This is a genomic window from Sphingobium indicum BiD32, from assembly GCF_000382885.1.
Classification (GTDB): Bacteria; Pseudomonadota; Alphaproteobacteria; order Sphingomonadales; family Sphingomonadaceae; genus Sphingobium; species Sphingobium japonicum_C.
The window spans coordinates 1-21881 of sequence record NZ_CAVK010000232.1 but is presented as its reverse complement, the minus strand read 5'-3'; the positions used below and the strand labels follow the sequence as shown (position 1 = coordinate 21881).

The following is a 21881-nucleotide window of genomic DNA, read 5'->3' as shown; positions in this document are numbered from 1 at the left end:
TTCTTTCGCTCAGACGCGCTCGATGATGCAGGCAGTGCCAAGCCCGTTGGCCGCGCACAGCGAGATTGCACCTACGTTGAGGTCGCGCCGTTCCAGTTCGTCGAGGACCGTTCCTACCAGCATGGCGCCCGTGGCGCCGAGCGGGTGGCCCATGGCGATCGCCCCGCCATTCACGTTCATCTTGTCGTTCGGGACGCCCATCTCGTTCAAGAAGCGCATTACAACGCTGGCGAAGGCCTCGTTCAGTTCCCAGAGGTCAACATCATCCTTGGTCAGTCCCGCCTTGCCGAGGGCCTTCTGGCAAACTGCGGTGGGCGCGGTCAACATTATGGTAGGTTCCGAGCCGATGTTCGCATAGGCGCGAACGCGCGCGCGGGGCTTGAGCCCCGCCTTGGCGCCGAACTCCTTCGAACCGATCATGACCAGGCCGGCCCCATCGACGATGCCCGAACTGTTGCCGCCATGATGGACATAGCTGAGTTCCTCGATCTCGGGATAGCGGTCCTTCGCGACGGCTTCGAAGCCAGCTTTGCCGAACCCTTCGAATGCAGGCTTAAGCTTGGCGAGATCGGCCAGTGAAGTGCCTGGCCGCATATGCTCATCATGGTCCAGCACGATGTCGCCGAGCACGTCGCGCACGGGAACGATGGCTCCCTTGAAGCGCCCTTCGGCCCAAGCTTCCGCGGCACGACGCTGGCTCTCGACCGCGAACGCGTCGACATCCACGCGGCTGAAACCGTCGAGCGTGGCGATCATGTCAGCGCCGATGCCCTGTGGCGCGTAGTGGTTGGGAAAAGCAACCGAGGGGTCGGAAGTCCAGGCGCCGCTGTCGTAGCCCATCACGGTCCGGCTCATCGACTCGACGCCGCCTCCGATGCCTGCGTCGATCATGCCCGCATGGACCTGGGCGGAGATAAGGTTGACCGCATCGAGGCCGGAGGCACAGAACCGATGCAACTGCTGGCCACCGACGGTCTGCGCGTAACCGGCCTGCAGCACGGCCGCACGCGCCAGGACGCCGCCCTGCTCGCCGACGGGCTGCGCCATCCCGATGATGACGTCATCGAGGAGAGCCGTGTCCAGCGCATTGCGATCCCGCAGTGCTTCGAGAAGTTGGGTTGCCAGTTGCACCGAAGGTATTTCGTGCAGCGCGCCATCGGGCCGTCCCTTTCCTCGAGGCGTGCGAACATGATCGTAGATATAGGCTTCCATCTGCAGTTTCCAATTTCCAGAGGCCGGACGTAGGCCCGTGAATTCGGCTCCGCCCCCGCCATGGCACCTTTCCATCGATAGGTTGATGCGAAAGCTGCCCTCCCCCCGCGCGGAATAAGCGGCCCCACCATTCTTCAGATAGGTGTCCATGCGAACAGCAAGGGCTTCGTGAAATGCGATGCCAAGCAATGGGATTTGACAAATGGATTTCTCGCTGACCGAAGAGCAAGAGGCATTCCGCCAAATGGTGCGCCGCTGGGTCGATGCGGAGGCACCCAAGGACCTCATGCGACGCCTCGAAGCCGACGAAGAAAACTACCCGTTCCCCCTTTGGGACAAGCTGAAGGAACAAGGCTTCTTCGGCATTGGCATCGATGAAGACTATGGCGGCCAAGGCGGCGACGTCATGACGCAGATGATCTTCGCCCGGGAACTGGCCCGCACGGCCGGCGGTCTGATCTGGACCTGGGGCGTCACCTCTTTCGCCGGCGCAAAGTCGGTGGGGCTCTATGGCACGCCCGAACAGAAGAACCGTTGGCTCGTGCCGATGGCCCAAGGCGACCTGCGGGTGGCGATCTCGGTCACCGAGCCGGACGGTGGGACCGACGTGCTCGGCGCCATGAAAACCCATGCGGTCAAGGTCGATGGCGGCTGGAAGGTCAATGGCGCCAAGATGTGGACCACCGGCGCGAAGGTTGCCGACCGTCTCCTGCTGCTTGCCCGGACCGATAAGGACGTGGTGAAGCGGCACCAAGGCCTCACGCTGTTCTTCGCTGACGCTAAGTCGCCGGGCATCACCGCCACGCTGCTGCCCAAGCTCGGCATGCGTGCGATGGGCTCCTGTTCCGTAACGTTCGACGACGTCTTCATCCCCGATGAGGACGTGCTCGGCACCCCGGGCGAGGCCTGGTACATGATGCTGCCGACGCTCAACAACGAGCGGATCATGGTCGGGGCCCAATGCCTCGGGGCCATTGACGGCGTGCTTGAAGATGCGCTGACCTACATGAAGCAGCGCAAGGCGTTCGGGGACATCATCGGTCGGTTCCAGATTCTGCAGCACTACATAGCGGACATTGCGACCATGCAGAAAACAACGGAACTGCTGCTCAATTACGTGGCCACCATGCAGGCCACAAGCCAGACCTGCGGGGTCGAGGCCAACATGCTGAAGATGGTTGCCACCGAGAACGCGGTGAAGGCCGCGGATCTGGGCATCCAGATCATGGGCGGCATGGGCTATTCGGCGGAGACCGACATGCAACGATACTGGCGCGACCATCGCATTCTGCGCATGACCCCGATCTCGAACGAGATGGTACGCAACTCCATCGCCGAAAGCCTGGGCCTGCCGCGATCGTACTGAGGGAAGTCCTATGTCGACAGCCGACGATCTTCCACCTCCTGTCGCCGTGGCCGGACTGTCACTCGACGGCCACCGGCTCTATACCATCACGGCCGCGCAAAACGCTGAACTGTGCCGTTCGACAGGGGGGGAACCGGCTGTCGATGGCAGCGCGCATCCGGTCTACTACTACGTGGCGACTCAGGTGGCGATGGGCATGACCGTGGCAGGGCTCTGCGCGGCGTGTGATTTCGATGTTAACGACGGTCCGATGATGGGCACAAGCGAGGTCCAGTTCGCCGCCTCCCTGATGACCGACGTTCCCTACCGGGTATCTGGCGAGGTCCTCAGCCTGGAGCGCAAGCGCAGTCGCAAGTTGGGTGTCATGGATGTGCTGACTTATCGCTTGCGCCTTCACGGGCTGGACGGGGATTGCGTGTTGACAACCGACAATGTCTGGATTCTTCCACGAAAGAACCTTGCATGACATATATCGCAGGACAGGTGCTCCCTCCTTTCGTGGTCACCCGGGTTGATCCTGAGGCCATGAAGGAATGGGCGGTATTTCTAGAGGACCCCAATCCAATCCATATCGATGTTGCCGCTGTGCGTGCCAAAGGCCTCGGGGACCGCGTCATCAACCAGGGCCCGATCAACGTCGCATACATGATGAACGCTCTGCTGCGGGCCTTTCCCGGCAGTCGGATCAAGTCGATGAGCACACGCTTCCTGGACAATGTCTATGGGGAAGAGAAGGTCATCGCCACCCCCCGCATCGACGCGGTTGCCGCGGGGCATATCACCTGTTCGATTTCCCTTGAATCAGCCGAACGCGGCCTCGTGTGCTCGGCCGATGCCGTCATGATTACTTCACCCTAATCCTGCTCGGCGCTTGCTGACATGCGCCAACCCCGCAGATAGAATGCGATCAGGCGCTGGCCAGTCTGCGACAAAGGCGTAATCGATGTTCATAACCGCGCAATTGGGCGCGAGCAGACCAAGTGGACAGGCCCCTGGTCCCGCTGATGGCTGAAACGGTGCAGTAGACTCGTCACCTTACTTTAGCCATCTGTGTAAAGCGACAACCGGCTCCACGGTTTCCGGTTCGCTAATATTCGGTGGGGTTGCGGACATTCGCGGAGCGGGTGACGGCTGGATTATGCCGCCAGACTCTACGAAGACCGAGCGAGTGGCATTGTGCGGGTATGACGGAGCTTCCGTCATAGATAAGACGGGGGTGATGCAAGCATCGGTCTCCGCAAAGATGTCGCCCCACTCATCCCGTGATCTTGTAGCAAAGATTGCGGCGAAATCAGCTTCCATTGCCGGCCAGCAGGTGCGATTATTCTGAATGTAACCGCGACGTTCCAGACCGAGTAACTTGATCGCCTGAGCGAAGAACTGTGGCTCCAGACACCCAATCGCGATGTCCCGACCATCCGCACAGCGATAGCATCGGTAAAATGGCGCAGCGCCATCAAGCAGGTTCGAGGCCGGTGCATCGGACCACAAGCCTTTCGGCAGCCACGCATAGAACAAGCTCATCAGCAGCGGAACGCCGTCGGAAATACTGGCATCCACAACCTGCCCCTGCCCCGTACGTATGGCACAAATGATGGCAGACAGGACGCCCGACACGAGAAACATCGCGCCGCCGCCGTAATCGCCCACCAGGTTCAACGGAACTGGCGGCGGCGCATGCGCCCCTCCCATCGCATGGAGGGCGCCGGTCAGCGATAGATAATTAATGTCATGCCCCGCCCGCAATGCCATTGGTCCGCTTTGCCCCCATCCGGTCATCCGACCATAGACAAGGCGGGGGTTGCGGGCGAGGCATGTATCCGGTCCCAGCCCGATCCGTTCCATCACTCCAGGACGGAAGCCTTCGATCAGTGCATCCGCTTGCCCGATCAGTTCGAGCACCATGTCACGGTCTGCTGTGTCCTTGAGATTCAGATGGGTGACTGCGCGTCCTCGGTGGAGAATGTCTCCCCCCACGTCTTCCCAAGCACCGCCGCCCACTGACGGCGGTCGCGCGACGCGCACTATGTCCGCCCCAAGATCGGCAAGCACCATCGCAGCCAGCGGCACGGGGCCGATTGCATCCATTTCAATCACTCGGATACCCGCTAGTGGTCCGGTTTTCAGCGACGTCATAGAATCCCTCTTAAAAGAATTAGAAATCACAGCGCCGAATAATAACCTGCGGAAACTTCAGGCGTGCCTGACACCGGATAGAATTTCGATCATGGTCGATTCAGATCGGCTCAAACGCCGCAACTCATCGGTCCGCGGCAACCGGACTTCTGCCCGGCGAGCTTGATCACGCCACTAAGCCCAAAACGCGCGCCCGTTGCACCGCTTGTGACCTGCGCCGCACACCAAGCTTGTCGAAGATCTGCTGCATGTACCACTTTACAGTGCCCTCGGTGAGCCCGAGGCGGTCACCGATCTCCCTGTTGCGCAGCCCCCCACTAATCATCGTCAGTATCTGTGCCTCGCGATCACCAAGTTGCGCTAGCAGGCAGGCATCTTCCATTTCATCGGCGGGGCCGACCGTCGGATTGACTCCTGACGCGGCCAGGATCCGCATTGTGAACTCGTCTACAGGGGTCTGCGCCACTGGCCCGGAAGCATATGCTTCCATCAACAAGGCCTTGATGCCGTCCCCTGCATCGAGAAATATCTGGACCCAGCCCGCAGGTTCGGCTGCTTCAAGCGCATCTCGCAGGGCCCTGCGCCCACGAACCCGATCACCTTCCAGAATTGCAATTTCCGTAAGAAGTAGCTGGAAAATGACAATCGAACGCTTCGCGGCACTTCGCTTGACAAATTCCAGCCAGCGAAGCGCCACTTTCTTGGCCTTTGCTAGATTGTAGGACTGGATTTCTATCCGCAACCAGGCGATCGCGACGTGCTCGTTCTTGCGAGTAGGCGCTAGGGTAGGATAAGGTGGATGGTCGACTATGATGTCTCCAGCTGCCAAGGCGGCTTGTGCAGCGCCAAGCTGACCATTCTGGACCAACATCCTGACCTGCTCCGAGACCAGGGTTGCTCGCAGCCGATCGAGCCTGCATTCGACCGAGATCAAATGCGCCTCCTCCAGCGTCGACATGGCCTTCTTCACATTTCCTTCGGCAAAGCTCAGTTTTGCGGAAGTGATGAAGCCGGCAGCGATTTCATCCACCATACCCCATTGCCGGGCCGCAGGCAGATATTCATCGATCAATGATTCAGCTCGCTTGAGTTCGCCGACCTCGTAAAGTGCCTCTGCAAACATCAGCGCAGGAATCGCTGCGACGCTTGAGTCCCTCCCGCACCGACGTTCGGCATATTCGAACGACTCTTCGAGCAGGCCCCTTGCTAGACTTCCCTTGCCTAGCGCCATGAGTGTGGGTGCAACCGTTGCCTTCAACGTGATGGCGGCAAACTCAGAACCTGGCCGATTCAGGGCGCGGCGCGTCTCGGCCTCCAGTTTTACAATATCCCGGAAGTGATACAGTTCGCGACGCGCTGCCATTAATTGGCCGACCAAAGTGCAACTCAGATATGGCGATTCATCGCCGAGTTCTAGGAGGAGCTTTTCTCCTTCAGCCTCTACGTAATTGAGATTATCATACGCCGCCTGAAGAAGAATCTGGCGATGCCTCAGCACATAGGACAGGTTAAAATCCTCCGGCCTTTCTGCAGCAATTTCCGCAGCACAGGCGATAAGTCGTTCCGACTGAGTCAACGACAATCGCCGGATCCAGCGCCAAGCCAGAGCCAGAAGAAGCATTGGTCGTGACTTCATGACTTCCCAAGGAATATCGGACGAATTATCTTCTATATAATAAAGATATCCATCGTATATCAGTTTATTTGCCATGCTATCAAGTTGATCGGCCAAAAATTCAGCATCGTTAGTTTTACTGGCATGCTCTATTGACTTGTATTCTTCGCGAATGGAGGAATAATAAAGGCTAGCTCGACGATGACACTCGCGCACTTGCTTCGGCGATCGATCCACTGCCGTCTCCAGCATGAGCGATCGGAAGAGGGGATGATACCGATATGCGCTTCTCCTACCTTCGATCCTCTCGATGAAAAGGCCGAGGCGGACCGCCTCTTCAAGTAAAATTCCTGCATTATCAATATCGAGGACCGCAGAACATGCTAGCGGCGTCAACTCATCAAGAATGCTTGTCGTAACAACGAAATCTTGCATCGCGTCCGGCAAAAGGTTTAAAACTTCTTCCTGAAAGTATCTGGACAATATATCTATATATAAATGTAATTCTTGGTCGCAATCTGAGTTTAGTCCTGATGAAATTAATTTAAACTTCTCAATTGTTAAAATTAATCCCGAGACCCAACCATCAATTTGGTCGATAATCTTCGCGACAAAGGCACGTTCAATTGGTAGCTCCAACAACATGGAAATAAGATCGCGAGATTCTTCGGTCGAAAACCGCAATCTGTCTGTTGAGATTTCAACCAAGGAACCAGCCGCCCGCATCCTGGCAAGGGGAATCGGCAAGGTCTCGCGGGAACAAATGATCATGGTAATAGCGTCACGCGCGCCGCTTAGGTATCGCTCGAGGAAATCGAAAACATCGCCTGGTAAGAGTTGCGCATCATCCACCACAATCAGAGGGCGGGATTCGGAATGGGCAGAAAGATGTGAAATCCAGACGTCAATATCGTCTGCCGGATCCAGTGCGCCCCATGGCAAGCCCGCCTTGCCGCCCGCTTGTTGCAAGGCAATGAGAAAACTGGAAAGATTTCTTATGCCTGCGCGACTTGCGATCCAGAGGCCGGGACGCCCTTCCTCGACAAGCCGATTGAACCATTGGAGCGCGACGGAAGTCTTGCCATAGCCCGCAGGCGCGCAAAGCACCGTCAAGCGCGACTGATCAACGCGCCCTGCCAACGCCTCGATCATTTGCCTTGGATACTGCCCCATGCGAAGTCGCGGGGCAACGATTGCGGTGGGTATCAGGTTCACCTTAGCCTCTCCATGCGCCGTCCCTCCCTTCATCAGGGCCGAGGAGGTATCCGGCATCCACATTAATCCTGCGTGCCTATCGCAAGACAGGAAAGTCTAAACCTATCGTGCGATAGGAGGCAAGTTCGATTGAGAAGGCAGCGCTGCAGAACTCCGAGTAACAAGATCAGCGTACTGTGGAACCCAAGCGAAAAAGGCCCCGCTTTCGCGGGGCCTCTTCATCGTTCGCTACTGCCGGGAGGCTCAAAGCTTGCCGGTCAGCTCCGGCACGGCGTTGAACAGGTCCGCCACCAGGCCGATGTCGGCGACCTGGAAGATCGGGGCGTCTTCGTCCTTGTTGATGGCTATGATGGTCTTGGAATCCTTCATGCCGGCAAGGTGCTGGATCGCGCCCGAGATGCCGACCGCGATGTAGACTTCGGGAGCAACGATCTTGCCGGTCTGGCCGACCTGGTAATCGTTCGGAACATAGCCCGCGTCGACCGCGGCGCGGCTCGCGCCGACGCCGGCGCCGAGCTTGTCGGCCAGCGGGAAGATCACCTGCTGGAAAGTGTCCGCGTCCTTCAGCGCGCGGCCGCCCGAGACGATGATCTTGGCGCTGGTCAGTTCCGGGCGCTCGTTCTTGGCGATTTCGGCGCCGACGAAGCTGGAGAGACCGGCATCAGCGCCGCCCGAGACGGCCTCGACCGTGCCCGAACCGCCGGAGGTTTTCGCCTTGGCGAAGGCGGTGCCGCGCACGGTGATCACCAGTTTGGCGTCGGAGCTTTCGACCGTGGCGATGGCGTTGCCGGCGTAGGTCGGGCGGGTAAAGGTCTTGGGGCCTTCGACCGAGAGGACGTCCGACAGCTGCATGACATCGAGCAGCGCGGCGACGCGCGGGGCGATGTTCTTGCCGTTCGAGGTGGCGGGCGCGACGAAGGCGTCGTGATGGCCCATGAACTCCACGATCAGTGGCGCGACGTTTTCCGGAAGCGCGTCCTTGAGAGTGGCGTTGTCAGCAAGGTGGACCTTGCCGACGCCAGCGATCTTCGCGGCAGACTCGGCCACGGCGGCGCAGCCCGAGCCGGCGACCAGCAGGTGGACTTCACCCAGCTGCGAAGCGGCGGTAACGGCGGCAAGGGTGGCGTCCTTGACTTGCGTGTTGTCGTGTTCGACCCAAACGAGTGTCTTAGCCATGTTCTTAATCCTTTCAGGAGGCCGGGCTTCGCCCTTAGGCGATTCCCAGTTCCTTGAGCTTGGCAACAAGCGCATCAACATCGGCAACCTTGATGCCGGCCGAGCGCACCGGCGGCTCGCTGACCTTGAGGGTCTTGAGACGCGGAGCGGTGTCGACGCCATAATCGGCGGGCGACTTGGTCGCGAGCGGCTTCGACTTCGCCTTCATGATGTTGGGCAGCGAGGCATAGCGCGGCTCGTTGAGGCGCAGGTCGGTGGTGACGATGGCGGGCAGCGCCAGTTTGACCGTTTCCAGACCGCCATCGACTTCACGGGTGACGGTAACGGCATCGCCATCGACCGCAACGGCCGAAGCGAAAGTGCCCTGCGGGCAGCCCATCAGCGCGGCCAGCATCTGGCCGGTCTGGTTGCTGTCATCGTCGATCGCCTGCTTGCCCAGGATCACCAGACCCGGCTGTTCCACTTCGGCAATTGCCTTGAGGATCTTGGCGACGGCAAGCGGTTCCACTTCGTCATCGGTCTGCACCAGGATGGCGCGATCCGCACCCATGGCCAGCGCCGTGCGCAGCGTTTCCTGCGCCTTGGCCGGGCCGACGGAAACGGCGACGATCTCGGTCGCGACGCCCTTTTCCTTCAGACGGATAGCCTCTTCGACGGCGATTTCGTCAAAGGGGTTCATGCTCATCTTGACGTTGGCCAGATCGACACCCGTGCCGTCCGCCTTGACGCGCGGCTTCACGTTGTAGTCAATCACCCGCTTCACGGGCACCAGGATTTTCATAGGCGTCGACTTTCGATAGAACAGAACATTCTAGAATCGGACCAAGCTTCCGATTCCCACGAGCCAACCTATAACGGTCTAAGGCGCTCACTGCGTTAGCTTCACCCGGAGGAGGACAACCTATCCAACGATTGGAAAGGGAACAGGCTCCATCATCAGGCAGCCGCAGAAACTCCTCCGGGTTGCTTTGCGCCTCGAATTGAGTTCGCATCCCCGATTAGACAGAAACGCTGGACTCCCGTATCCGCGAGCTATGCCGCAACCTGGATTTCGGCCTAAATATCTTTCGACCTACATGTCATTCCCAGCTATCCAGCAAATCGCCGATCGCCTCTTTGACTATGTACATACCATCCATCCCGGCCATGTAGCCCGTCCCCAACGTAATGGCACAGATCACCTGATCACGCGTCAGCCCCCAAGACTTCCCGAGCAACGTTGCTTCGCGTATGCCATCTCGAAAACCGCGGTTCATATTGTAATGTATAAGGATGTATGGAACGACCTGCTTGGGAAGTGTCCCAGTGGCCAGCGCGCCCTCGAACTTTCCTCGATGCTGCTTGACGAAGCTTGGGTTAAACTCAGTCAGCATCCCAATCGATTCGGGCACGTATCCGATGGTGTTAACGTACCATTCGTCCAACATTTTGCGTTCTGCGGCGGTCAACACGGGATTGTCGAAATCAAGGCCGCTCTTGAACGCCGCCGGATCCGGCTCCCAGCCCTTCGGCCAGATCAAGGTGTTACCCGATGGCTGGTAGCTGTGCATGTAGTCGAACGCTTGATGGTAGACTTCGTGGAAGCCCGAGGGCCCTGAATGCATGAAGGCCAATCCGAAGATCTCGTTCACTTGATCCTTGCTGGCACCGCTTTCCTGACAGGCCATGACTTCGTGCAGCACCCCACCGGGCACGCGGTTGCATGCGTACCAATGAAGCATCGTCAGGGTCGTGACGCTCATCGGAATTTCGCCGTTTGCAGGCACCGCGTGCAGGAATTGCATCTGACGCATGTGGTACTTGAGCATATCCGGCCGGTTATCCAGCAGGAAGGCATAAGCCGTCAGGGGATAGGCAAGCTGACCCGAACGCCGGATCATGCGATCGCCCCAAAACTCCGCTTTTTCACGATCGCTAGTCGTGTGGACATTGGTGAGATCCAGCCCCCGGGAGTAACGAAAACCATAAACATCTTCAGACATGAGCAACTCCTCGAGCAGCTGGCGCTCGGAATCCGGATCGACGACGAGCATCAGGGCCGACGTCGATCACCATAAAATTCAGGAAGCCGCGCGGGGCACGCCCATAACGACAAAGCAGATTGTACAGGGCTCGGCCCCCCGATTCCTCCACGCATGCATGGCACCGTTCTGGATGAGCACATCACCGGGCCGCAATATCTGCTCCGTTCCATCCCCCTGAATAAGGGTCATTTCACCTGAAAACACAAAGCCCAGGTCTACGGAGTCTGTCGAGTGCATACCGGTTTCGTAGTCGTGCTCCCCACCGCTCACGACAGCACTTGCCAGCTTGGCGTATTCGGGATTCTTGGGAATCGATGAAAGGGGGCCGCCGGCGCCAAAACCGACAGGGAAAGTAACGGTATTAATCCGCGTGCCGCCCGGTCGCGGGAATACGCTGTCGGGCTGATACGATCCCTCCGGGCAGAACGGGAGTCCAGGCATTTGTTCCCAGCCCCAAACTGGATACCACTGCGCGCCTCCACCCATTTCCATCGGCGCGATTTCCTCAACATGAGTGAAGATGTGTTCGTCCGCAGATGTTTGTCCCGTGACGACCCTTCTGACACGCATGAGGAGTTCCTTTCGTTGATTTGGCTGAATGCGCGCGCTTACCAGATTCAGTCCCGACTTAAAATCTCCAAAACCGCACTCCTGATATAACCGTAGGCAATAGCAGCTACGCGTGGAGACATTCGACCGCTCTTGACGGAGAGCAGCAGGGCCAAGCGAATTGCGCTGCGCATCCTTTATGTCTACCTAGGAATGGGCGCGAACGACGTTGTGGTGCGTTCCGGGCGATGACGGTTCAGGTGATAGCGTGTCAACGGATACCAAAGAAAATCTTCAGGGGCCCTCACTTGCGGACCGGGCACGGGATAAGCTTCGCGCTGCGATCCTCGAAGGTGAACTGAAGGTTGGCGAAAAGATCAACATCGAGCGGGTGGCCCAAAAGTTTGGAATCAGTAGAACACCGATCCGGGAAGCGCTGAAAGCGCTTGAGACGGAAGGCCTGGTCCAGCTCCAACCTAACCGAGGCGCAATCGTGGAGCCCCAAGCCTGGCAGGAAATTCAACACCGCTACCGCATGCGAAGCCTGCTGGAAGGCTATGCCGCGGAACTAGCCTGCAAGCATGGAGACCCAGAGCTTATCGCGCTCCTCAAACAGAACTGTGCGCAAGTCAAAAAGCAGTGTGGGGACCATCGGACGGTATCGCCCGCCCGGGCGCGAAAAATAGCGGAGCTCAACCGCGCATTTCACCGCGCGATCTGGAGCGGCACCGGTAGCCGAACGCTGACCCGGTTTCTCGAGGCGCTCGATCTCCCGCAGTCGTTCAGCGATTCGATCTACGAGGAGAAAGGCTCTCGCGACGCGATTCTCCAGGAGCATGAGGCCATCGTCGCTACTTTCGTTTCAAGAGATGCCGACAGAGCACGTGAACTCATGGCCAGACATATCCAGATGTCCGTCGATTTACTTGCTTCGGCGGCGGATGGTCACGTCAGCGGCATCTGCGGCTGATCGGCCCCGGCGGGGCGGGGGCAAGGCGGGGCTTCAAGACGATGCGCCAATCGCCGCAGCCTGACGCTTCATAGTTGCCCCCACACCCCTTCCAAGCTGCGGCAACCCCATCCGCGCACCCTATCCTCAGGCAGGTTGTCTCTTCGTTGACCTAGGCCAAGCGGCGCTTCCAACACCGGTCGCAGAAACCCGGCGAATGCCGGGCGTACGACAAGGGGCGAAGAACGCAATGAGCAGCCTTTTCAGCCTGCACGGAAAACGTGCCTTAGTAACTGGCGGTGCGCAGGGCTTGGGGCGCATGATCGCACAAGGCCTGCTATCCGCGGGAGCCAGCGTCGCGATCACATCCCGCAAGGAGGAGGTGTGCCGACAAGCCGCCGCAGAACTGGCGGAATTTGGCGAATGTCGTCCTCTCGCCGCCGATCTGTCATCGCCATCGGCCGCAACCGAACTTGCCGAGCGCTATCTGGAAGCATTCGAAACCTGCGATATCCTCGTCAACAATGCTGGCAAAACTTGGGGTGGGCCGATCCATTCGTTTCCCGACAAGGCCTGGACAGACGTCATGACCGTCAACGTCCAGGCACCGTTTGCGCTGATCCGAGATATTTTGCCGGCATTGGTGGCCGCTGGAAAACCGCTCGATCCAGCCCGCATCATCAACATTGGATCCGTCGCCGGAATGAAACCTGAAGGACTGCAGGCCTACAGCTACTCTGCATCGAAGGCCGCGCTTCACATGCTGACGCGCGATTTGGCCGGTGAACTGGCCGCACAAAACATTACGGTAAATGCAGTCATCCCCGGGTACTTCCCGACAAAGATGACTGCACACATGCGTGATGAGGACGCTGTCGATCCCGACTTGTTGGCGCACATTCCCCTGCGTCGTCTGGGGCGTGCAGATGAGATCGCCGGCGTAGTTGTCTACTTGTGTTCGAATGCCGGGAGCTATGTAACCGGTGCGCTGATACCGGTCGATGGTGGACTGGTCGGCTGCAGTTAAAACCGGGCCCCGATGCGCGCCTATCGTTGGAAAGGTGTGGAGAAGGGCATTACTTCGTCAGGGGCGTTGCCTGACTGACCTCTGTCGTGAAAGGGCATTAAGTTGGATCCTCTCAGCCATGTGATGCAAAAGTATTGTTTCGGCTACACTGCCACGCATGATTTCTCTGTCGCCGACCAGATCTTGGCAGATGACTACACCTTCCACATGGGTGAACACATGTTCACCGGACGGGAAGAGGCCTACAAGCCAGCTGCCGAAAGGCAGTTCAAGGCTTACCCCGGCCTCGGCTTTACCGTTCACGAGTTCTTTTCGAACGGCGACCGGTGCGCAATGTACTTCAGCGAACACGGCTACTCGACGCAGTTCGATGCGAACACCGCGTGGCATGGGGTCAGCCTGTATCGCTGGAATGGTGAGCGGCTGACTGAATGCCGGATCGAACAGGACTACTATGGCCGCCGCCGTCAACTGAGCACGAAAGCACCGGATCCGATCGATCCGCCAGCCTATTCCCCCTGGTCCGGGCCGATCGAAGCGGCCTGCGAGGAAAACGAGCAAGTCGTTCGTCAATGGCTCGAGCAAGGAGGGCTGTTGAGGAGCCGGATCGGCAGCCTCGACGATGAGCGTGTCGCCCCGTTGGTTGCGCGTGCCATCCTTACCGGAGAGAAAGCGACTGTGCTTGACCTCATGTCAGCCGGGCAGCGCGTGGCATTCCAGGTCCGCATTGAAGGTGATTATGCCGGGGGCCTGGCCGAATTGGATGGGCATGAAGGACAGCGCGCAAGTCTCTACGCGACCGGTATCGTTCATGTCAGCGGCGGCAAGATCGGACTCGTTCGCGCTGTCACCGACCGCTACACAATGGAGCGACGGATCCTCGCTGCGTCGCGAGTTTGATGCACTGCTTGATCGTCATTCCTCCTGATCAATCTGATTAATTTTCCAAGGATCCTGAAATGAAACCTGGTACCCGCCTGAAGAGTGCCGTCTGCGACACCGAAGTCATGATCATTCGATGTGGTGATGGAGCAATTGAGTGCGGCGGCTGGATTATGTCCGAAATCAAGCCCGTGGAAGCAGCCAGCATCAACCCTGATTTTGCAGACGGAAGCCTTTTGGGAAAACGGTACATTGACCAAGGTGGCAGCATCGAACTGCTTTGCGTAAAATCTGGGGCAGGTTCACTTTCGCTCGACGGAGAGAAGCTGCTTATCAAGGACGCAAAGCCCTTGCCGGCGTCGGACTGAACTCTGCGCGACGCTCTGCCATGAACATTTCGCTCTTCTTGGAGATGGCTGCGGAATCCGCGCCGGACAGGGTTGGCGTTGTCTGCGACGACAAGCGCTGGACATACGAGGAATTGCTAGAGGCAGCCCGCGGTGCTTGCGAGCTCATCGAGCAATCCGGTGCCCAATATGTTGCCCTGCTGGACGAAAGCAGCGAGGCTAGCGTGATCGCCCTGTTCGGGGCGGCCTTGGCAGGCGTCCCCTATTGCCCACTCAATTATCGACTTGCCGACGTTGACCTGTCAGCCCTCCTGAATCGCATTGCGCCCGCCTTGGTAATTGGCGACGACGAGCGAGTCGGTCGTATTGCGGCTGGACAGGGGCACCATATCCTTGCGCGCGACCGGTTTACGCAAGATGCCCCAAACGCTGGCTCTGTGGCTCAGGCCAGAAGCTACGACCCCGGCCACGGCGTTGCAGTGCAACTCTTCACTAGCGGCACCACGGCCGCACCCAAGGCGGCGATTTTGCGTCATGCAAATCTACTGGGCTACATCCTCGGTACGGTGGACTTCGCATCAGCGGACCACGACGATGCCGCTCTGGTCGTCGTGCCACCTTACCACATCGCCGGCATTTCAGCGATCATGTCGTCAATCTACGCCAACCGCCGAATCGTGGTCTTGCCCGCCTTCGACCCCAAAGCGTGGCTAAACTTGGTCGCAGTAGAAAAAGTTACAAACGCCTTCGTGGTGCCGACCATGCTTTCGAGAATCATCGACGAGATGAGCGGCGGTGTCATGGCAGACCTCTCATCACTTCGTGCCATTGCCTATGGCGGGGGCAAGATGCCGATGGAAGTTATTCAGAAGGCGCTTGCAATATTCCCGAACACGGATTTCACCAACGCCTATGGTCTGACGGAGACGAGTTCAACCATCGCACTCCTCGGCCCAGAGGATCATCGCCTGGCTCAAGCATCCGATGATCCGAACATCCGCGCGCGGCTGGCATCGCTGGGCAAGCCGCTTCCAACGGTAGAAATCGAGATCCGAAATGAAGCTGGCAGACCCGTAGGGCGAGGAGTAATGGGTGAGATCTATGTACGGGGCGAACAGGTCTCAGGCGAATACAAGGAAAAGTCGGCTCTTGAACCTGACGGATGGTTCCCCACGCGTGATGCCGGCTTCATGGATGCCGACGGATACCTTTTCCTCTGCGGGCGAGCCGACGATGTCATCGTACGCGGCGGAGAGAACATTTCTCCGGGGGAGATTGAAGATGTGCTGCTTGCCCATCCAGCCCTCCTCGATGCGTGCGCCGTTGCTGTTCCCTCGATTGAATGGGGCGAGGCTGTCGGAATCGCAGTAGTCGTGCGTAAAGGTCACGTACCGCCGGAACCCGCTGAACTCAAAGATCTGATACGCACGCGCCTCCGTTCGTCCCGAGTACCCGATGAAGTGCTATATCTCGAACATTTGCCGTTTAATGAGATGGGGAAACTCCTTCGTCGGGAGGTGAAGAAGCTATTTGAAAATTAGAAAATAACCTTCGCAAAGGAGTGACCTGCACCTGGAATCTTGGACCGTTTTGAGCTGGAAAATTCCAGTTATGATCGGAGGGCCAGGATACGGAGTGGATGATGAAAAGGTCGAAGTTTTCCGAGGCGCAGATTGCCACCGTGCTCGAGCAGGCTGACGACGAAACATCGGTTGGCGAGGTCTGTCGCAAGGCAGGGATCAGCGAGGCGACGTACTATAATTGGCGCAAGAAGTATGCGGGGCTGATGCCATCGGAGATGAAGCGGCTGCGCCAGCTCGAGGAGGAGAACGCGAAGCTCAAGCGGTTGGTTGCCGACCTGTCGCTGGACAAGGCGATGTTGCAGGATGTCGTCTCGCGAAAGCTCTGAGGCCTGATCGGCGGCGCCAGCTGGTTGATGATGTTCGCGCCACCTGGCAGGTCAGCATCCGGCGGGCCTGCAGCGTGCTCCAAGTGGAACGATCCAGCTACCACTATCGTGGCAAAGGTGCCGATCAGGCCGACCTCAAGCAGCGGATCAAGGAGATCGCGGAGACGCGGGTTCGGTACGCCTATCGCCGTATCCATGTGCCGCTTCAACGCGAAGGCTAGGCGATCAACGGCAAGCGGGTTTACCGGCTTTATAAGGAGATGGGCCTTGGACTCCGCAAGAAGACGCCAGAACGGCGGGTGAAGGCAAAGTTGAGGGAAGGCCGCTGTGCGGCCTTCCGCGTGAATGATGTATGGGCCATGGACTTTGTCCATGACCAGCTGGCGACGGGATCGAAGCTGCGTATCCTAACCGTGGTCGATACCTTCAGCCGGTTCTCGCCGGCTGTGGTTCCGCGGTTCCGGTTCCGGGCACCAGACGCTATCGAGCTACTGGAACGGGTCTGCGCGCAGGTTGGTCATCCCGCGTCGATCAGGGCCGACCATGGCAGCGAATTTATCTCCCGCGAGCTCGACTTGTGGGCTTACATGAAAGGTGTGACGCTCGACTTCTCCCGGCCTGGCAAACCGCCGATATCGCTTATGTTGGCGTCGGACTCTACCTAAAAGCGGTCACATTTCAGGGGAGTACGTCACAGACGATGTGGTAACGATGATGAAAAGTCGTGTGACAACCCTTGCTGTAGCCCATAGCCTGTATCCGACTGAAGTCGGAGGGGTTTCTCCCAGAGGGGGACCCTAAATCTGTCACAACCCAATGCAGAGGTACTTGATTTCCATGTAGTCTTCGAGGCCATGCCGCGAGCCTTCGCGTCCCAAACCCGAGCTCTTCACGCCTCCGAACGGAGCAACTTCAGTCGAAATCAGCCCCGTATTGATGCCGACCATGCCGGTTTCCAAGGCCTCGGCGACGCGCCAGACGCGCGACAGATCGCGCGAATAGAAATAGCTCGCCAAACCGAATTCCGTGTCGTTGGCCAGTCGGATCACTTCCTCCTCGGAAGTGAAGCAGATCACGCCGGCGAGCGGGCCGAATGTCTCCTCCCGGGCCAGCTTCATGTGAGGTTTGACGTGGGCGACGACGGTGGGCTCATAGTAATTGGCACCCAGCGCGTTGCGCCGACCACCGGTAAGAACAGTGGCGCCGCCCGAGATCGCATCGTCGAGATGTTCTTCAACCTTGGCAACCGCAGCCTCGTCGATCAAGGGGCCGACAGTGACGCCCTCGTCCATTCCATAGCCTACCCGCAGCTGCCCCACCCTTGCTGCCAGCTTCGTCACGAACGCATCGTAGACGCCTTCCTGCACGTAAAAGCGATTGGTACACACACAGGTCTGACCGGAATTGCGGAACTTCGAAGCAATAGCTCCTTCCACCGCAGCATCCACATCGGCATCGTCGAATACGATGAACGGAGCATTCCCACCTAATTCCATAGAGACCTTCTTGACGGTCTCCGCGCAATCGCGAAGCAATTCCACGCCGATCTCGGTAGAACCGGTGAAGCTGATCTTGCGGACAGCTGAGTTGCGCGTGAGTTCGCCGCCAATCTCCCGCGCGCTACCCGTAACGACGTTGAAAACGCCCGCAGGGACGCCGGCTTGCTCGGCCAGCGCAGCCAGAGCTAGAGCCGAGTAAGGAGTGGCCGAAGCTGGTTTGAGCACCACCGTACAACCGGCTGCCAATGCTGGCGCAAGCTTGCGCGCGACGAGAGCGCTGGGGAAATTCCATGGCGTGATTGCGCCAACAACGCCGACGCCCTGCCGTAAAGTTACGATCCTGCGGTCCGTGGCGTGGCTGGGGATGACCTCGCCATAGGCGCGCCTACCCTCTTCCGCGAACCATTCAACGTATCCCGCACCATAGGCAATCTCGCCGCGCGCCTCAGCGAACGGCTTGCCCTGCTCACGGCTCAAAAGTTCTGCCAGATCATCCTGATTAGCCATCATCAGGTCATAGAGGCGACGCAGAATCCCCGCCCGATCAGCGGCTGTGCGCGATCGCCAAGCCGGAAGCGCTTGTTCTGCCGCCTCGATGGCCCGCCTTGTCTGGGCCATTCCCATATTAGGAACGGTTCCGAGAATGGTCCCTCGACCAGGATCAAGAACGTTGAGCGTCCTTTTATCCTGCGCGTCGCACCACTGCCCGCCGATATAGCATTGCTGCTGGAAAATCTTGTTCAACTGCCGTTCCTCCCGACAACATCTGACGGCTGATCGCGCTGACGATGGTCAGCTACGTTTACGCGATAAAAGGCAAGATGCCCTTGCCGTCACCTATCTCTAGGCCGGATCACGAGAGACTTCATATCGGGCCAATTGATGGGCCAGCAGGCCGAAGGGTGGATGACACTCAATGGCACGTCTTTGGATAGGTGCCATGATTTCCGTGCCGCGATGAATGAGCTGCGGCGGACTGGCTCGGCGAGCCATTGTTGCGGGAAAAAGCAGATGAAAAAGGAAACAGGAGGTGCAATCGTCCTCGGAGGGTCTGGTGGCCTGGGCAGCGCGATAGTCCGACGCCTGGCGCAGGATTGGCAACATGTTGACCTGACTTACCGCAAGAATTCGGAGGCCGCGCGGAACCTCAAGGAGGAGCTGTCCAGCGTGAGCTCCTTGGCAGCTCACCAGCTCGACATTTCCGACGAAGCCCAACTTGAAGAAGTCCTTCAAGCGGCACATGCGCGCAGCGGCGCGCTGCGCGCGATCGTGTTTTCAACCGGAATGCATATTCCACAGACCTACGTTTCCAAGCTGCGGCCAGATCAGTGGCGCGAAGCGGTGCAGACCGAATTGATGGGCTTCATAGCCCTGGTCCGGCGTGCCCTGCCGATTCTTCGGGAAACGCGTGGAAGTATCGTGAATGTCGGCTCCGTGGCCCCTCACCGGTTCGTTATCGGTGACGCGCTGTCAAGTGTGCCAAAAGCAGGTACCGAAGCCATGTGCAGGGCCGTTGCCAAGGAGGAAGGGCGTTTTGGCGTGCGGATCAACACTGTGGCGCCAGGGATCATGCAGGTTGGCATCGGCGGCCAACTCATGGACACGATCTATAACTCGGAGATCTGGGAAAACAGCCGCCGCAGCACCCCGTTGCAACGCTTCGGAAATGGCGAAGACATTGCCGGGGCCGTCGCGTTTCTATGCTCATCGGAGGCCGGGTTCATTACCGGGCAGACGCTGATAGCCGATGGCGGCCTGTCATTGTAAGCCGCGCTGCGCGAAACTCGAAATGTGAAAAGGAGATAGCCGTGACCGACCTTGCTACACTCATTGCCGAGCATGACTGCAAGAGGTTAATGCTGGAATACTGCGAGTGCGTGGACACCCGTCAGTTCGAACGGTTGGTGAACCTCTTTGTGAAGGACGGCATCCTCAGCCGGCCAGACACCGGTGAGATCAAGGGACGCGAGGCGATCAAGGCATTCTTCGATGTCTTGACGACCGACCCGCTTGTCCACGCCGCCAGCAATCTGCTGGTGACCGTCACCGGCCCAGAAACGGCGGAAGCCGTCTCATATGTCACGGTCTATCGCAGCTACCGGGAAAATCATGCTGGCCAGCCCAAGCTCGAGGCCCCTTACGCAATCGCCAAATACGTCGATCAATTCGTTGTCGAAAACGGCGAATGGAAGATTGGCCTCCGTGACACCATTTTTGCCGCCAAGGAATAATTGCGGAATGAAAAATACAGCTGGCCTCACGCCTGTGCCAAGAACCATTGGCTATGCAATCATTGATGCCGCACTGAGGTGGCCGGACCGCACAGCTTTGGTCCTAGAAAAACACGAAGCGAGTTTTGCGGAGTTGGCCCGTCAAGTGACCAACTCCGCCCGCAGTTTGGTGGGCCTGGGCGTCAGAAAGGGGGATCACGTCGGCATCCTAATGCCGAATTGTTGGGACCATCTGGTACTCAGTAGCGCACTGAATCTTATCGGCGCTTGCGCCGTCGTGCTCAACTCTCGCTATCGCGGAGATGAACTGCGCTACGTCATAAACCACGCGGAAATAAAAATCCTGTTCACCAGCGGGGCGGCTAAGCAACATCTGGACTTGCAGGCCATAATAACCGAGTGCTTCCCAGAACTCATGGAATGGGACACGTCCAAAGAGTTACAATTAAAGGCGGCGCCCAAGCTACAGAAAGTGTTCCTGTTCGATGCGCCTGCGTCCTGCGCTTGGCCTGACGAAAACGATTTTTCCCTTGTCGCGGCGCAGACCCCGGACGATGATCTGGCTCGAATAGTCGAGTCGGTAAGGCCGGACGATACAGCATTCGTGATCTTCTCTTCAGGCACAACGGCGTTGCCCAAGGCCTGCATGATCACTCACAGTTCGATAACGCACGTTTCGGCCGGGATCGCACAACGACTTCGGATTACGGCCGACGACGTTTTCTGGGACCCGTTGCCGCTATATCATCTCTCCTCCCACCTACCGCTAAACGCATGTCGGCAGGTGGGGGCAACCTATGTTTGCCAGACTCATTTCGACGCTAGCAGCGCACTTGCTGAGTTGGAGCGGGTAAAGGCGACAGTCTGTTATCCCGCATTTCCCGCGCTGACCGCGGCAATGATTGATCACCCGGATTTTTCCAAGCGCGACCTCTCGAGCCTGCGCATACAACTGACCATTGGTGCCCCCGATCTCCTGCGCAGGTTCGCAAATGCGATTCCGCAAGCCCTTCAGATCGCGTGCTACGGACTTACCGAATGCGGAGGAATCTGTACTATGTCGAGCCCCGACGACACGCTTGACCAACGCGTCGAGCGGGTGGGGACGCCTCTTCCAGGGTTCGAAGTGCGCATTGTAGATCCGGATACACTTGAAGAAAAACCGCTAGGTGAGCGAGGCGAGATCCTCATCAGAGGGCCTATCTTCTCGGGTTATTTCAAGGACGCCGACCAAACCGCGAAGGTAATGCTCGATGATGGCTGGCTCCGCACTGGCGATGCCGGCTGGATGGGCACAGACGGCCAGCTTGTTTTCTCGGATCGTATTAAGGACATGTTGAAAATAGGCGGCGAAAACGTAGCAGCTGCCGAAGTCGAAAGCTTTCTGGCACAGCACCCTAAGATCAAGCTCGCACAGGTCATTCCCGCACCAGACGACCGGCTCGTCGAAGTTGTCGCCGCGTTCATAGAACTGAATTCTGGCGAAAGCATGACGGCAGAAGAGGTAATCAATCATTGTTCGGGACGAATTGCAAGATACAAGGTTCCTCGATACATAACATTTGTCGAAGAATGGCCGATGAGTGCAACAAAAATACAGAAGTTTCGCTTGCCACGAGATTTTTCATTGCATGCGATGATTAAATCATCAGGCAAGACCAATTAAACATATATTCTATATTAGAGCGGTTTTCGACCGTTTTGAATCGCGCGGGGATTCCCACCTGGTGTGATTTCTGATTCA

19 protein-coding genes and 1 pseudogene are annotated in these 21881 nt (G+C 58.2%); 12 read left to right on the top strand and 8 right to left on the bottom strand.

The window, feature by feature from the left end; translation table 11 throughout:
• Positions 1–9: 9 nt before the first annotated feature.
• Positions 10–1212, bottom strand: coding sequence for an acetyl-CoA C-acetyltransferase (locus tag EBBID32_RS20530; RefSeq protein ID WP_006966132.1), 1203 nt, complete (start codon positions 1210–1212; stop codon positions 10–12).
• Positions 1213–1414: 202 nt separating this feature from the next.
• Between EBBID32_RS20530 and EBBID32_RS20525 the strand changes: the two genes are divergently transcribed.
• The 3 genes from EBBID32_RS20525 to EBBID32_RS20515 are packed head-to-tail and all read left to right on the top strand — an operon-like array spanning position 1415 to position 3436.
• Positions 1415–2578, top strand: a complete 1164-nt coding sequence (locus EBBID32_RS20525; protein ID WP_006966131.1) for an acyl-CoA dehydrogenase family protein — start codon at positions 1415–1417, stop codon at positions 2576–2578.
• A gap of 10 nt (positions 2579–2588) precedes the next feature.
• The gene (locus tag EBBID32_RS20520; RefSeq protein ID WP_006966129.1) at positions 2589–3044 is read left to right on the top strand and encodes a hypothetical protein; all 456 of its coding nucleotides are present in this window, start codon (positions 2589–2591) and stop codon (positions 3042–3044) included.
• On the top strand, positions 3041–3436 hold the full coding sequence (locus tag EBBID32_RS20515; protein ID WP_037492237.1) for a MaoC family dehydratase: 396 nt from the start codon (positions 3041–3043) through the stop codon (positions 3434–3436). Before EBBID32_RS20520 ends, EBBID32_RS20515 begins: the two co-directional genes overlap by 4 nt.
• Positions 3437–3613: 177 nt before the next feature.
• On the opposite strand, the gene EBBID32_RS20510 is transcribed toward EBBID32_RS20515, so the two are convergent.
• The 6 genes from EBBID32_RS20510 to EBBID32_RS23315 form a co-directional block, all read right to left on the bottom strand.
• Entirely contained in the window at positions 3614–4714 is a 1101-nt protein-coding gene (locus EBBID32_RS20510) for a CaiB/BaiF CoA transferase family protein (protein ID WP_006966125.1), read from the bottom strand.
• Positions 4715–4880: 166 nt separating this feature from the next.
• The gene (locus tag EBBID32_RS20505) at positions 4881–7601 is read right to left on the bottom strand and encodes a LuxR C-terminal-related transcriptional regulator (protein ID WP_006966124.1); all 2721 of its coding nucleotides are present in this window, start codon (positions 7599–7601) and stop codon (positions 4881–4883) included.
• Between the two features lie 186 nt (positions 7602–7787).
• Complete coding sequence (locus EBBID32_RS20500) at positions 7788–8720, bottom strand: electron transfer flavoprotein subunit alpha/FixB family protein (RefSeq protein ID WP_006966122.1); 933 nt, start codon at positions 8718–8720, stop codon at positions 7788–7790.
• Positions 8721–8754: 34 nt separating this feature from the next.
• On the bottom strand, positions 8755–9501 hold the full coding sequence (locus EBBID32_RS20495; protein WP_006966120.1) for an electron transfer flavoprotein subunit beta/FixA family protein: 747 nt from the start codon (positions 9499–9501) through the stop codon (positions 8755–8757).
• Between the two features lie 298 nt (positions 9502–9799).
• Positions 9800–10753 (bottom strand): hypothetical protein, encoded by a 954-nt coding sequence (locus tag EBBID32_RS20490; RefSeq protein ID WP_037492234.1) that lies wholly within the window; start codon positions 10751–10753, stop codon positions 9800–9802.
• Between the two features lie 27 nt (positions 10754–10780).
• Positions 10781–11314 carry a cupin domain-containing protein gene (locus tag EBBID32_RS23315; protein WP_051093399.1) on the bottom strand — a complete coding sequence of 178 codons (534 nt, stop codon included), beginning with the start codon at positions 11312–11314 and terminating at the stop codon, positions 10781–10783.
• A gap of 247 nt (positions 11315–11561) precedes the next feature.
• On the opposite strand from EBBID32_RS23315, the gene EBBID32_RS20480 reads away from it, so the two are divergent.
• The 6 genes and pseudogenes from EBBID32_RS20480 to EBBID32_RS23830 form a co-directional block, all read left to right on the top strand.
• On the top strand, positions 11562–12263 hold the full coding sequence (locus EBBID32_RS20480; protein ID WP_037492232.1) for a GntR family transcriptional regulator: 702 nt from the start codon (positions 11562–11564) through the stop codon (positions 12261–12263).
• A 229-nt stretch (positions 12264–12492) separates the two neighbouring features.
• On the top strand, positions 12493–13269 hold the full coding sequence (locus EBBID32_RS20475; RefSeq protein ID WP_037492230.1) for an SDR family oxidoreductase: 777 nt from the start codon (positions 12493–12495) through the stop codon (positions 13267–13269).
• 102 nt (positions 13270–13371) lie between these two features.
• On the top strand, positions 13372–14169 hold the full coding sequence (locus EBBID32_RS20470; protein WP_156022636.1) for a nuclear transport factor 2 family protein: 798 nt from the start codon (positions 13372–13374) through the stop codon (positions 14167–14169).
• A 59-nt stretch (positions 14170–14228) separates the two neighbouring features.
• Positions 14229–14519 carry a hypothetical protein gene (locus EBBID32_RS20465; RefSeq protein ID WP_037492226.1) on the top strand — a complete coding sequence of 97 codons (291 nt, stop codon included), beginning with the start codon at positions 14229–14231 and terminating at the stop codon, positions 14517–14519.
• A 20-nt stretch (positions 14520–14539) separates the two neighbouring features.
• Positions 14540–16039, top strand: a complete 1500-nt coding sequence (locus EBBID32_RS20460; protein WP_037492222.1) for a class I adenylate-forming enzyme family protein — start codon at positions 14540–14542, stop codon at positions 16037–16039.
• Positions 16040–16140: 101 nt separating this feature from the next.
• Positions 16141–17036 (top strand): annotated as a pseudogene (locus EBBID32_RS23830) (IS3 family transposase); the annotation flags it as partial.
• A 177-nt stretch (positions 17037–17213) separates the two neighbouring features.
• Here the strand turns inward: EBBID32_RS23830 and EBBID32_RS20445 are convergent.
• The gene (locus EBBID32_RS20445) at positions 17214–18650 is read right to left on the bottom strand and encodes an NAD-dependent succinate-semialdehyde dehydrogenase (RefSeq protein ID WP_006966102.1); all 1437 of its coding nucleotides are present in this window, start codon (positions 18648–18650) and stop codon (positions 17214–17216) included.
• Positions 18651–18788: 138 nt separating this feature from the next.
• Here EBBID32_RS20445 and EBBID32_RS20440 point away from each other — a divergent pair, with 138 nt between their 5' ends.
• Genes EBBID32_RS20440 through EBBID32_RS20430 form a run of 3 tightly spaced genes read left to right on the top strand, consistent with a single transcriptional unit; the run spans position 18789 to position 21803 of the window.
• Positions 18789–19673 (top strand): SDR family NAD(P)-dependent oxidoreductase, encoded by an 885-nt coding sequence (locus EBBID32_RS20440; RefSeq protein ID WP_006966100.1) that lies wholly within the window; start codon positions 18789–18791, stop codon positions 19671–19673.
• A 41-nt stretch (positions 19674–19714) separates the two neighbouring features.
• Entirely contained in the window at positions 19715–20137 is a 423-nt protein-coding gene (locus tag EBBID32_RS20435; protein ID WP_231382267.1) for a nuclear transport factor 2 family protein, read from the top strand.
• 7 nt (positions 20138–20144) lie between these two features.
• A complete protein-coding gene (locus tag EBBID32_RS20430; RefSeq protein ID WP_006966093.1) occupies positions 20145–21803 on the top strand; it encodes a class I adenylate-forming enzyme family protein in 1659 nt (552 codons plus the stop codon).
• The last annotated feature ends 78 nt before the right edge of the window (positions 21804–21881 follow it).